Raw genomic sequence first — 12,501 nt, 5'->3', positions numbered from 1 at the left:
CTTATTCGATCTCTTCGAAAAAGATCGCTTTGAGGGCATCGTGGTTGGCCGGATCGCGCTCTTTCAGGCGGGCCCATGCGATGTCATAGGCGGTCTTGAGGAACAGGGTCTCCTGTTCACCGGTGAGGGTGATGGTTTCGATCCCGCCTTCGGCCAGAAGTTTGCCTTCCTCTTCGTTCAGCACGATATTGGCGTCGAAAGAGGATTTCTCGTGGTCGATGGCGGCCTGCTGGACGATGTTCTTGGCCTCATCGGAGAGACCTTCCCAGGCGTCGAGGTTCATGGTGATGAGAACATCGGTCTGAAAGAAGCTCGGATCGAGGCGGTATTTCAGGAATTTGTTCCAGCCATAGTCGCGAAGACCCGAAATCGGGTAGCCGGTGCCATCGACGACGCCGCGTTCGAGCGACGTGTAGACCTCGGCGGCGGGTTGCACGACGATGGTGGCGCCAAGGGTTTCGAGGAAGGCGCGATAGAGCGGCGAGGAGCGCAGGCGGATGTCGGTCAGATCGACCTGACCGTCTTCGGTGATGCCAGGTTTCTTGGTCAGCCAGAGGTGAAAGCCCGCACCGCCATCGACATGGGCGAGCACATGGGCGTTGGCTTTCTCGTGGAAGATGCCGTTGATCAGGTCGATGCCGCCATCTGCGCGCACCGACATCGGATCGCGGTTGGAGCCAGCAAAGGCCTCACCCTCGGGCACGATGTTGAGATAGAGCCCGGCGGGCAGCAGGAACATATCGGCGATGCCGTTCTTCTGCGCCTCGCCCATACGCGGCTGCGGGATGGTTTCGGGGCCACCGATCACCTGAATCTGCACGACTCCCTTGCCGCGCTCATTCACCAGATCGACGAATTTTTGAAAGTTCTGCGAGAAAGAGACCTGCGCCGGGGTGAAGGTCACGGCGCGGATCACATCCTCGGCCTGGGCGGCCATGGCGGACAGGCCAAACAGTGCCGCCGAGGCGAGGGTTTTGAAAAGACGGGATTTGGACATGGTATCCTCTCTGTTGCTCTGCGTGGGCAGGGGGTCAATCGTTGGCCGATTGTTGTTTGGGTTGATTTGGTCCCGGAACGGGACGGTCTTCGGTGCGGGTATGCAGAAGGTTTTCCGCATCGGCCCGTTCGAAATAGCGAAAGGCGTCTTCGACGAAGGCGCGCATTGCGGTCTCTGCGGCCTCTGCGTCGCGGTCGAGATAGGTTTGTGCGAGACGGGCGGCGCCGTCACGGGCAGTGGTGCGGGCCTCTTCGGTGTAGAGCGTCGCGGCGCGGACGATCTGTACCTGCATGTCGAAACGTCTGAGTGTTTCGCGCAGCCGCCGGTTGGCGATGCGTTCGATCCAGAAACCACGAAAGCCGATATTGGCGTGGATCGCTTCCGGCATCGTGCGGGCTTGACGCAGTGTGGCGAGGGCCTCGGTGATCGCAATATCTCCGCTCGCATCGCCGCCGCGCACCACACTGGCGAAGGCCATGGGTTCGAGCGCCCGACGGATGTCGAAAATCTCGCGGATGTCGTCGATGGATGGGGTGATGATGGCATAGCCGCCCGGTCGTGTTCCGGTGATCAGCCCGTCGTTTTCAAGCCGCGAAAGCGCCTCGCGCACCGGTGTGCGGGATACGTCCATCTCGCGGGCGATCTCGGCTTCGACCAGACGATCCCCGGCTCCGCGACGGCGGCTGGTCAGATCGTCGAGCAGACCGTCGTAAACCCGGTCGGCCAAGGGGGAGCTTGTGCGGCTTCGGCGTGGCATGGTGCCCTCTTATGTTTCTTGGTATACTTTTAAATATAAAATAAATAGTGCAAGGATTTTTTGTGAAGATCGTGAGTTTTGACTTGTTTGTTTTGTGGGGATTCTTATAAAATTCATAAATAACAAAGCATTAATATTTCTTTTTTCGAAGGTTTAATTTTATGCTGTTTGGGGATTCTCAATATGATTTATCCGGATCATAAATGAAATTTAGGCCGAATAGGATTCGGGGTGCGCGTTTCCGGGAAATACATCGTCAGTTGCGCCGCGTGGATATGCGGCTCCGGGCGGATCGAATCGTGCTGCCGTCGCAACGTGTCCTGATAAACCGGCATCACACATCCGTAACGTGAAGCCCTTCGTCGGAAACAAGGTCTGCCCCCGACACACGCTATTGCAACGTGCGTGTTGAAAGGACTGGAATAGGCGAATTTCATGGCGGCGCAACACAACATAGACGAGACGCTGCGCCACGATTCTACTTGTCTGGGATCGCCATGTCGCCTTTGTGACGGGACGGGGCAAGTCCGGAGGGAGCGCGCGGAGTTTTGCGACCCGCCCTGATCCTCAGCGCCCCTTGAAGACCGGTTTGCGTTTTTCGAGAAAGGCGCGTTGCGCCTCATTGGCATCTTCGCTTTTCGCCAGATCGACGGTGATCGACTGTTCGTAGCGATAGGCCTCCCGCACAGGCATTTCATCTATCACTCCGAGGGAGACCTTGATCCGGCCCATGGCATAGGGGCTTTTGGCGGCAATGCTCGCAGCGGTCTTGCGGACCTCCTGCCACATTTCATCGGCGGGAAGGGCGGCCTCGATGATCCCAAGCCGGTAAAGCTCGGAGGCCGGGTAGCGGCGCCCGGTCATATACATGGCATTGGTCCGCGATTTGCCGAAATGCTCGGAGATGAATTTGACGCCACCGGCCAGACCCACGTCGATCTCGGGCATGGAAAAGAACGCGTCTTCGGTAGCATACATAATGTCGCAAGCCAGCATCAGTGCAAACCCCGCCCCGATCGCGGGACCATTCACGGCGGCGATCACCTGTTTGGCACAGTCCCGGACGGCATAGAAGAATTCGCGCGTCATCCGGTTGTGCGCGGTATATTCCCCCGGTGCTCCTGTGAAGGTCTGTCGTTCTTTCAAATCCGCACCGGCGGAAAAGAATTTGCCGGAGGCCGTGAGGATCACCACACGCACGTCTTCCCGCTCTCCCAGAGCGTCGAAACTGGCGATGAGCTCTTCGCGCATCTCCCGGTTCTGTGCGTTGACCGGCGGTCGGTCGATGGTCACGGTCGCGATGAAATCGGCGATCTCGGTGCTGTGAAATTTGGCCATCTGGCTGTTCCTTGATGAAAGCGAAAGGCAGGGTCAATGGAGGGCGGCGATCAAATCTTCGACCGGGCCGCGTCGGAAGGTGGGGCCGTTGGCCACGGCAACCGCGTCGATCATCGCCATGCGTTCGGTCGCGCAAAGACGGGCGGCCTGCCAGAGCGGACCGCCTTTGTCGCGGGCAAAGCCGTAGCCGTTGACCAGAACCACGTCGATATCGGAGGCGGCACTCGCGGTGCCATCGGCAAAGGCCAGCGCGGCTTCGTTCAGGATCGCCCCCATCGCGCGACGTCGGATCGTCTCAGCATCAGGGACGCTCTGTCCGGCGCGACGCCGCGCGCGGATCAGAGCCTCGATTTCGGGATCGGGCGCGCCGTGCGGATTGTCCGCGTTGTAGAGATACCATCCGGCATCGGTCTTGCGCCCGAGCCGGCCCATGTCATAGAGCGTGTCGGGCATATCGACATAGCGCTCCGCCGGATCGCGGGTCGCATCGCGCTTGCGGCGCAACGCCCAGCCGATGTCGAGCCCGGACAGGTCGCCGACCTGAAACACACCCATGCGAAACCCTTGAGCCCGGAGCACTGCATCGACGTCCCATGGCATCGCCCCCTCATCGACCAAAAATTCGCATTGGGCGCGATAGGCGGCATAAATCCGGTTGCCGAGAAACCCTTCGCAAGGACCGGCCTTGACGGCGATCTTGCCCATATCTCGTACCAGCCGGGCAGCTGTTGCGCATACCTCCGGTAGGGTTTCGGGGAGCGGCACGATTTCGACCAACGCCATCTGAGGGACGGGCGCAAAGAAATGCAACCCGAGGAAGCGGTCCGGGCGACCGCTTGCCTTGGCGAGGGTTGCGATGTCGAGATAGGAGGTGTTGGACGCCAGAACCGCAGAGGGGGACAGGGCCGTGCCAAGCTGCTGAAGCACGGCTGTTTTCACCCCGGCATCTTCGATCACGGCCTCGATAACCATTTCGCACTCGGAGAGCGCGCCGAGTTCTGAACTGGTTCGGAGCTGGGCCATCGCTTCGGCCATGTCATCGGGGGCCAGAAGACGATTGAGCGCGGAAACTGCCGTTTCGCGCCCTTTTTCCAGTGCGGTTTCTGCAATATCGACCAGCGTCACGGATTTCCCTGCCGCCAGCAAGCTTGCGGTTAGCCCCGCCCCCATCGTTCCCGCGCCTAGGACACCGACGCGGGACAGGCGCGCGGCCCGGCTGGCTTTGGGCAGGCTTTTGGCGGCGGTGCGTTCGGCGAAAAACTGATAGCGCAGCGCTGCGGCTTCGTCGCCGGTGCGCAGGGTCTGGAAAACCTCGCGTTCCCGGGCGAGGTTTTCCGTAACATCGCCCTGACCGGCGCTGCGGATCAGTGCAATCGCCTCCCGAACCACACGGTTGCTGCGCGCTTTCTTCAATGCAAGCGCTGCGGCCTCTTCAATCTGTTGATCTGGCTCCTCGGGAACGGGCTTTGCATCGAGCGGTTGCTTGCCGGGCAGGGACAGGGCGAAATCTTTTGCCTCTGACAGCAGGTCTTCCGAAGCCAGCCGGTCGATCATCCCGAGTCTGAGCGCTTCCTCGGCCGGAACCCGGACCGCGCCACAGATCAGCCGGATCGCCTCAGAGCGTCCTGTCAGGCGGGGCAGGCGCTGGGTGCCCCCAGCGCCGGGCACGATGCCCAGAGCCACTTCCGGCAGTCCCAGTATGGCGTCCGGGCTTGCGATCCGGCCATCGCAGGCCAGTGCAAGCTCATAACCACCGCCAAAGGCGGCGCCTTCGATGGTGGCAATCACCGGCATGGGCAGGTTGGCAATGGCTGTGAAGACCTCGGGCCATTGCGGGGCGGCGAGAGGACCGGAAAATTCCCGCAGGTCCGAGCCTGCAACGAAATTACCGCCTTTCCCACGGATCACCACCGCCTGTGCCGCGCTCTTTGCCGCGTCTTGCAAGGCCTCAAGTACGAAGGCGCGAACCGCCTGCGTTCCGGCGTTGACGGGGGGATTGTCGATGACGATTTCGAAAATCCCGTCCGAAACGGCACTGTCGCTGCGTTGCATGTTATGTCCTGTGTTCCTGTGGTTCAACACCACCACACCAGGCATCGACAACAAGCTTGTGCGTCAGGCCATGAACTATGCGGTCGACAAGGAGGTCATCGTCAAGGCCCTGCTGCGCGGCTATGGCTCTGTGTTGAACGGGCAGGTCTTCAGCCCGATCTATACCGGCTACAACCCGGATCTGGACCCTTATCCCTACGACCCGGAAAAGGCGAAAGAGCTGTTGGCGGAAGCGGGCTATCCCGATGGGTTCTCCACCACCCTTCAGGTTCCGACGGGTGCCTATGTCGCCGGCGATCAGATCGCTCAGGTCGTGGCGGCGCAGCTCGGTCAGGTCGGGATCAAGGTCGAGATCGAACAGATGCCGATTCAGACGCTGATCCAACTTGGCAACAATGCCGAGACAGCCGGGCCGATGCGCTTTCTGGGCTATGCCGCCTATGACATGTCGGCGCGTGGTTTCCTGATCTATTTCCGCTCCGCCGGGGCCTCCAACCAGGCCAAGGACCCGGACTACGACAAGCTCTACGAAGCCTATCTCGCCGCGGAAACCGAGGAAGAGAAAGCCGCGCTGGTCAAGGAAATCACCGTGCATATGCGGGATTACGCGCCGATGCTGTGGCTCTACTCCCAGCCGACGACTTATGCGGTGCGCAAGGGGGTCGACTGGAAAGCGCGTCCGGACGACTGGCTCCGTGCGTTCGACATGAAACCGGCTGAGTGACGGTTGTTCCGGGGGCTGCCGGGCGCGGCCCCCTGTATTTTCATTCCCTATTTCCGGAAGCTTCCCGATGAACCTGCAAGACGATCTCTTTCTCGATGCCGAATTCCTGCGTTCGCGCCGCAATTCCAAGTGGAAACGCTTTCCGGACACGGTGGTGCCCGCGTGGATCGCGGATATGGACCTGAAAGCCGCCGATGTGGTTCAGGAGGCCATCGAGGCAACTGTGCGTCAGCGCGATTACGGCTATCCCAGACGTCATGCGATCCCGGCGGAACGGATCGCCGCGGAGGCCTGGGTCGGGTGGGCCGCGCGCCGTCATGGCTGGGAGGTCGATCCTGCGGATGTGGTGGTGGCGACCGATGTCATGCAGGCCTGTGTCGCAGCCCTGTTGAGCTTTTCGGAGGAGGGGGACGGAATCCTTCTGCCGACCCCGTGCTACCCGCCTTTTCGCTCCTGCATCACGGACAGCCGCCGCAGGCTGATCGACTGTCCCATGAGTGAGACTCCCGAAGGGTTTCGGTTCGATTTCGAGGCGATGGAGGCCGCGATTGACGACAGCACCCGGATGATCCTTTTGTGCAACCCGCACAATCCGACAGGTCGGGTGATGACGGTCGAGGAATTGTCCGCCGTTGCCGAACTTGCGGAGAAGCACGATCTCATCGTTTTCGTCGACGAGATTCATGCCGATATTGTCTATCCGGGCTTTCGGCATATCCCGCTTGCCACCCTGTCGTCGGGGGCTGCGGCACGGACCGTCACGGCAACTTCGGCGACGAAATCCTTCACGACCCCGGCCTTGCGTCTCGCACTGATGCATTTCGGGGCTCCGGCCCTGCGTGACCGTTTCGAGAAAACCATTCCCAAGGCGCTCATGGGCAAGCCCGCCATCACGGCGATCGACGCCAGCACGGCCGCTTGGACCGATGGAGATGAATGGTTCGACACCACGATGAGCTATCTCGGAACCGCCCGGAAAACGGTGGCCGAAGCCGTTGCCGCGATGCCCGGCCTGTCGTTGCACCTGCCTGAATCCACGTATCTGGCTTTCATAGATTGCCGTGGGCTTGGGCTCGACCGACCTGCCTCAGCGCATTTTCTCGACACTGCGCGAGTGGGCTTCAGTGAGGGAGAGGGCTTTGCCAAAGGCTACGAAGGGTGGATACGTCTGAATTTTTCGACCGCTCCCGACATTCTGGGCGAGATGCTTACACGCCTGCGTGCGGCTTGCCTCGAAACAGCAGGGGGCTGACGGTTCTCTGAGCGGGAACAAGACGACCACGTCTGAAACGCTGCCAACATGATGGGATCGGAGCCGGCAAATCGGTTCCGGTCCTTTTGTATGTCTGTCGACATGCAGGAATTTCGCTTGAGATGATTGGTGCAACGTATGCGTTATGGAGAGAGTCCGAACGATACAAGCCCTTGTCAGGCGTGCATGTGAACGGTGGTCGTAAAGCTGGTTTCCCGATTCATCAAACGTCGGATTGGCCGCCCCTCGTTATAGTGATCTCAAGGGACACAGCATCGAAAGGCTGAAGCGATACGCTTGGTTCTTAAGTCGCGAAAACCACGCATTTTCGATGGGTTAAGGGCTTTGACAGGAAACTCTTCTGACCGGGTCGCGGTCGATCCGGATGCTTTTCCACGTCGAGGTCTGTGCCTGCTCCCCAAACGAAATGAATGAAAAGGAGTCCATTCCATGAAGTTGATGAGAAGCGTCTTTGAGGTCGACGAAGACGAAATGAGCAAGCTGATGCAGCCTTCGGCTGGTTTCGGTATTGATCTCGCGATCAAGCGCAAGCTGTGGGATCCGGCCTGTCATGTGCTGGTCGAAGACTACGCGGCCGGATCCGTCACCCCGCGCTATGGCGTCTGGGCGACAGGCCTCCATATCGCCCTGAAGGGTAAGATTCAGGTGGAATACTGGTCTTCTTACAGTATGGGCGATTGGGTCAGTGGCAAATTCATTGCCGAGCCGGGCGACGCCTACATGCTCGACAAGGGTGATCAACTGCGTTTTACCGTCCTTTCGGATATTCCCTATCGCCACCTCGGAATCCTTATGCCTGCACATGGTTTTGCTGCGGCGCCGGATGACGATGTGCGGCCCGAAGGCGAGATTCAGAGCCGTAAACGCGAGTTTTGATAGAGTCTGCCCTGGCTATCAAAATGATCGCTGCGCCGGTCTGTTGATCGGTGCAGCGAAATTGTGTTGATCTCGCATTTGCGCAGATTTTCAGACGTTGCAATGGCACCTCAGCCAAGACCACATATCACGCGAGCCATCACAAGAATCTTGCTATCGCAGGTCACATGCACTAGGGGCCTTGGCAGCCATCTTTCTCCGACAGCCCGATCTCTTTCCCCTTTTGGCTTTCGGACCGATGGTGACAACCTCTCATCTCGACAAGATCTATGTCGCCGAGCGAGGACGCTTGTGGCGTCTGATCATGCGTTTGACGGGGAACCATGCCACGGCCGACGAACTGGTGCAGGATACTTTCCTGCGCCTGTTGGCCAGCGAAACGGGCGCGAGGTCGGGCGGGGGGATCGCCTCATATGAAGCTTATCTGACGCGGATCGCGCGCAATCTGGCGCTGAACCATTTGCGTCACCAACGCCAGGGTATTGAAATCGCGTTTGAGCGGGATGTGATCGAGGCGATCGGAGACGACCATCCCAGCCCCGAAATCGCCCTGATCTCGCGACAAACGCTTCACGACATCCTGAAAGCGATCATCGCCCTGCCTCCCCGGCGGCGACAGATATTCATCCTGCACCGTTTCGAAGGTCTGACCTATGACCAGATCGCCGCAAAGCTGGAGATTTCCCGAAACACCGTGATGGTGCAGATCGTCAACGCGCTGGCAGACCTGCGCCGGGCGATGAAATGATTTTGCGAAATGTGGAAAACTTTTAATGAGGTCTGAAATCTGGCGTGTCTGTATCGGTAGAGACCATACGCCTGAAACACCATGACACAGGAAACCAGTGAAAATCCCTTGTTGCGCGAGGCGTTGGAATGGCTTGTCCGTTTGGGCGACGAACATTGCAACGCAACGGATCGTGCCGCCTTCGCGCATTGGCTCGGGCAGGGGCCGCAGCATCGTGCGGCCTGGGCGGAGGCCGAAGCCCTGTGGGACAGTTTCGATCCGGTCAGCACGGAGATTGCCGCGCTCCGGCAGCGTGACAGGCGGATCACGCGGCGCAACGCTCTGGGGGTGCTTGTCGGGGCAGGGATGGCCGGGGCGGCGGGCCGGCATGTCACGCGACCGGAATTCGGTGCCGATTACAAAACCACTGCCGGAGAAATGCGCGACATCACTCTGGCGGACGGATCGCGTGTCAATCTCGGTGGACGTTCGGCGCTAGGGGTGGACTTCGGCGAGGAATCCCGCCGCGTACACCTGTTGGCGGGCGAGGCCTATTTCACCGTGGCCGGGGAGAGGGAACGGCCCTTTGTCGTCGAGGCGTCGGGGGTGCAGATCACCGCGCTCGGCACCGCTTTCAACGTGAACATCGGGACAGGCGGGGGGCAGGTCGCCGTGGCCGAACATGCGGTGTCCGTGCGTGTTTATCGGCGGGGGGAGATCCGACTGGAGCAGGGCTGGCAGGCGAGGTTCGATGCAGAGCGGCTCTATCCGGCTGCGGAAGTCGAAAGCGCCGACATCGGTGCGTGGCGACAGGGCAGGCTGGTCTTCCGTGCCACGCCTTTGCGCGACGTGCTCGATCAGATCGCGCGTTATCGCGGCGGGAAGATTTCTGTGTGGAACGCGGCGACTGCAGAGATTCCCGTCACCGCCGTGTTCAATGCCAAAGCGCCGGAAGCGGCGCTTGAGACCATCACCGAAACATTGGGACTGAAGCGGGTCGACCTGCCGGCCGGCCTCTCTGTTCTCTATAGCTGATAAAAAATATAAGAAATTATTAATTACCTTTCTTTTCTCGCGGGTCAGACCTTGTGAAGGCGCGTGAAGCGCCTCGTGGGACAGAATGAAAACGAGGAAGGACCATCGGATGAGAGGCCCCCGAAAGAAAGACGGCACGCGACATGGGCAGACCTGCCGTATCGCGACAATCCTGTTGCTGAGTACGGCGCTGGCTGGCCCCGTGGCCATCCAGCCCGCCATGGCGCAAGATGTTGCCGCACAACAAAGCTATGCCATTCCCGCCCAGCCGCTTTCGCGCGCGCTGGTACAGTTTTCGCGCATCAGCGGGTTGCAGGTGTTCGTTGACGACCGGATCACAGAAGGGCTGCAAAGCCCGGCGGTGAACGGACCTCTGAGCGCGCGCGCGGCGCTGAGCCGCCTGCTTTCCGGCACCGGGCTGAGCTATCGCTTCACCAATGCCAACACGGTCAGCATCACCGGTGGCGCGACGGGACAGGCCGGGAGCGCCGATCTTCCCGTCGATGGTATCATGCTCGATCCGATCACGGTCCACGGGGGCTTTTCCTCTGAGGCCACCTATTCCGAGCCCGGCGCGACATTCACCGTGGACGGCGAAATGCTGGGACGGGTCGCTCCGAGCAGCACCGGGGATATTCTCGACGGCGTGCCGGGGGTCATTGCGGGAAACAACCACTCGACCATGTCCGTCGACCCGAACATTCGCGGCGCTCAGGGCATGGGGCGGGTGAGCCTGACCGTGGACGGAATGGAAAACTCCTCCTCGGTCTACAAAGGTTACGGGGGGACTTCGACGCAATTCTATCTCGATCCCGATTTCATAGCGGGCTACGAGGTCAACAAATCCACCGCCATGACCGGGGGCAGCGCCATCGGTGGGCGGATCGCGATGGCAACATATTCCGCGGATGATCTGATCAAAGAGGGCAAGGCCTGGGGGATCAGAACCCGGCTGTCCTTCGGGCAGGCCGATGGTGACGGAAGCCGGTTCGATTCTTGTGACGGAACGGACACGGCGCCGGATTATTGCCTCGGGGAAGCCCACAGAAGAGCATATGCCGCTTTTGATCCGGCCTATCGGGAAGGTGTTCCGGGACACGACTATGCCGCCTCGCTCCTGGCCGGATGGCAGCCGAACGATCGGCTGGCCTTTACCTTCGGGTATGCTCGTCGCGAAAACGGCAATTACGAAACCGGTTCGAATGGTGAAATTCCCCGGACGTATTATTTCGCGGATGGGTCGTACATGTATGGGTATGACGACCTGACGATTTTCCATCCCGACAGCGAGGCCTTCGGGACATTCAGTAAAACGGAAAGCTATCTGGTCAAATCGGAAATTGATCTTGGCTACGATCAGACGCTGGAACTGAAATACAGCAAATACGACAGCTGGTATGGCAGCTTCCGGGCAACCAATTACGAAATTGCGCGCTACACGCCCTATTACGCTCCGAGCACGACGGATCAGGAAACCTACGGGTTGCATTGGAACTGGGTTCCGCAGGACAGTCTTCTGATTGATCTGAGCGTGGATGTCTGGCGTGGCACGATTGACGAGTACCGGGCTGCAATCGGTCAGGATTCGGAAACGGAGACGACCGGGATTCGAGTGGAAAATACCAGCCGTTTCGATCTCTTTTCACGCAGCAGCAGCCTGACCTTCGGCGCACAATTCATGCGGGACAGGGTAACGGCCAGTGGCGGTGGTTCCGATGGGTCGCGCGATGTGACCGGTTCGACGCGGGAAACAACTGGTCTGTACGCAAATCTGAACACGGATATTACTCCCTGGCTCTCCGCTCAGGCCGGGGTGCGTCATGACCGCTATGAACTGGAGAGGGACCCGTCATCGACCTTGGGCACAAATGCGTCTTCGGTGATGAATTCCGATGGTTCGGGCAATAGCTATAATTTCGCCCTGACGGCATCTCTGCCCTGGCAGGGTGCACAGGCTTTCGCCAGTTTCGCGGACGGCTGGCGCGCGCCGACTGCGCGCGAGGAGCTGTTGCGCAACTCGAATGCTGATGGCGCGGCAATCCGACCGGAGAAACTGCGCAGTTGGGAAATCGGCCTGACCTATAGTGGCAGTGATCTGTGGCGCAGCGGGGATTTCCTTGGCGCCAAGATCAGCTACTTCGACAAGGAATATACGGACTACATCAGCGGTAACGGCTATTTTCCGGGGTTTGCCAATATGCCGAGCCTGACCTATCGCGGGATCGAACTGGCGCTGAATTACGATATGGGCCGGGTCTATACGGAGTACAGCCTGACCCACTACACCAAAGCGGAATTGTGCGGCTCCCCGCTCTCGCCTTCCAGAAACGATATCGTCGGCTGCCATCCCGGCTTCTCCGGAGGCATCAATGATGCCTATGGTATCCCGAGCGCCCCGGAATTCATGCATGTGCTGACGCTTGGTGCGCGCTTCATGCAAGAAAAGCTGGATCTGGGCGTGCGTTACACCAAGGTGACCGAAAGCGCTTTCGACACGGCTTACTGGATGAACGGCGAACCTTACAACTATGTGGAATACATCAATGTTCCATATTCGACGGTCGATCTTTTCGGCAGTTATGAGGTGAATGAGACATTCAGCATCGACTTCAGCGTCGAGAATGTGACCGACCAATACTATCTCGATATCGGCAGCGGATATGCCAATGCCGTTCCTGCGCCCGGTCGGACCTTCCGCGTCGGTCTGACGACCACCTTCTGA

Annotated in this window: 10 protein-coding genes; 6 read left to right on the top strand and 4 right to left on the bottom strand. The window is 59.6% G+C overall.

Annotation, left to right across the window (positions count from 1 at the left end; all coding sequences use genetic code 11):
• Position 1 precedes the first annotated feature (1 nt).
• The 4 genes from dctP to C8N42_RS04210 all read right to left on the bottom strand — a co-directional run bounded on the left by dctP (position 2) and on the right by C8N42_RS04210 (position 5,144).
• Positions 2 to 997 (bottom strand): TRAP transporter substrate-binding protein DctP, encoded by a 996-nt coding sequence (gene dctP, locus C8N42_RS04225; protein WP_170109195.1) that lies wholly within the window; start codon positions 995 to 997, stop codon positions 2 to 4.
• Positions 998 to 1,031: 34 nt separating this feature from the next.
• Positions 1,032 to 1,754 carry a GntR family transcriptional regulator gene (locus C8N42_RS04220; protein WP_107815293.1) on the bottom strand — a complete coding sequence of 241 codons (723 nt, stop codon included), beginning with the start codon at positions 1,752 to 1,754 and terminating at the stop codon, positions 1,032 to 1,034.
• Positions 1,755 to 2,321: 567 nt separating this feature from the next.
• On the bottom strand, positions 2,322 to 3,092 hold the full coding sequence (locus tag C8N42_RS04215) for an enoyl-CoA hydratase/isomerase family protein (RefSeq protein WP_107815292.1): 771 nt from the start codon (positions 3,090 to 3,092) through the stop codon (positions 2,322 to 2,324).
• A gap of 33 nt (positions 3,093 to 3,125) precedes the next feature.
• Complete coding sequence (locus C8N42_RS04210) at positions 3,126 to 5,144, bottom strand: 3-hydroxyacyl-CoA dehydrogenase NAD-binding domain-containing protein (protein WP_170109194.1); 2,019 nt, start codon at positions 5,142 to 5,144, stop codon at positions 3,126 to 3,128.
• Here C8N42_RS04210 and C8N42_RS04205 point away from each other — a divergent pair.
• The 6 genes from C8N42_RS04205 to C8N42_RS04180 all read left to right on the top strand — a co-directional run bounded on the left by C8N42_RS04205 (position 5,095) and on the right by C8N42_RS04180 (position 12,501).
• The gene (locus tag C8N42_RS04205) at positions 5,095 to 5,868 is read left to right on the top strand and encodes an ABC transporter substrate-binding protein (RefSeq protein WP_107815383.1); all 774 of its coding nucleotides are present in this window, start codon (positions 5,095 to 5,097) and stop codon (positions 5,866 to 5,868) included. The genes C8N42_RS04210 and C8N42_RS04205 overlap by 50 nt on opposite strands.
• 67 nt (positions 5,869 to 5,935) lie before the next feature.
• Positions 5,936 to 7,120 carry a MalY/PatB family protein gene (locus C8N42_RS04200; protein ID WP_107815290.1) on the top strand — a complete coding sequence of 395 codons (1,185 nt, stop codon included), beginning with the start codon at positions 5,936 to 5,938 and terminating at the stop codon, positions 7,118 to 7,120.
• A gap of 450 nt (positions 7,121 to 7,570) precedes the next feature.
• Positions 7,571 to 8,017: a hypothetical protein gene (locus tag C8N42_RS04195; RefSeq protein WP_107815289.1), complete on the top strand. Its 447-nt coding sequence runs from the start codon at positions 7,571 to 7,573 to the stop codon at positions 8,015 to 8,017.
• 238 nt (positions 8,018 to 8,255) lie between these two features.
• On the top strand, positions 8,256 to 8,765 hold the full coding sequence (locus tag C8N42_RS04190; RefSeq protein ID WP_146168238.1) for an RNA polymerase sigma factor: 510 nt from the start codon (positions 8,256 to 8,258) through the stop codon (positions 8,763 to 8,765).
• 81 nt (positions 8,766 to 8,846) lie between these two features.
• A complete protein-coding gene (locus C8N42_RS04185) occupies positions 8,847 to 9,779 on the top strand; it encodes a FecR family protein (protein ID WP_107815287.1) in 933 nt (310 codons plus the stop codon).
• 109 nt (positions 9,780 to 9,888) lie between these two features.
• Positions 9,889 to 12,501 (top strand): TonB-dependent receptor, encoded by a 2,613-nt coding sequence (locus C8N42_RS04180; RefSeq protein WP_170109193.1) that lies wholly within the window; start codon positions 9,889 to 9,891, stop codon positions 12,499 to 12,501.

Origin of the sequence: Celeribacter persicus (genome assembly GCF_003050785.1) — a bacterium.
GTDB classification, from domain to species: domain Bacteria; phylum Pseudomonadota; class Alphaproteobacteria; order Rhodobacterales; family Rhodobacteraceae; genus Celeribacter; species Celeribacter persicus.
This window is presented reverse-complemented; position numbering and strand designations above follow the sequence as displayed.

Coding starts and splice junctions, on each gene's coding strand:
- dctP (WP_170109195.1), bottom strand. CDS start 997: ATGTCCAAATCCCGTCTTTTCAAAACCCTCGCCTCGGCGGCACTGTTT.
- C8N42_RS04220 (WP_107815293.1), bottom strand. CDS start 1,754: ATGCCACGCCGAAGCCGCACAAGCTCCCCCTTGGCCGACCGGGTTTAC.
- C8N42_RS04215 (WP_107815292.1), bottom strand. CDS start 3,092: ATGGCCAAATTTCACAGCACCGAGATCGCCGATTTCATCGCGACCGTG.
- C8N42_RS04205 (WP_107815383.1), top strand. CDS start 5,095: ATGACGATTTCGAAAATCCCGTCCGAAACGGCACTGTCGCTGCGTTGC.
- C8N42_RS04210 (WP_170109194.1), bottom strand. CDS start 5,144: ATGCAACGCAGCGACAGTGCCGTTTCGGACGGGATTTTCGAAATCGTC.
- C8N42_RS04200 (WP_107815290.1), top strand. CDS start 5,936: ATGAACCTGCAAGACGATCTCTTTCTCGATGCCGAATTCCTGCGTTCG.
- C8N42_RS04195 (WP_107815289.1), top strand. CDS start 7,571: ATGAAGTTGATGAGAAGCGTCTTTGAGGTCGACGAAGACGAAATGAGC.
- C8N42_RS04190 (WP_146168238.1), top strand. CDS start 8,256: ATGGTGACAACCTCTCATCTCGACAAGATCTATGTCGCCGAGCGAGGA.
- C8N42_RS04185 (WP_107815287.1), top strand. CDS start 8,847: ATGACACAGGAAACCAGTGAAAATCCCTTGTTGCGCGAGGCGTTGGAA.
- C8N42_RS04180 (WP_170109193.1), top strand. CDS start 9,889: ATGAGAGGCCCCCGAAAGAAAGACGGCACGCGACATGGGCAGACCTGC.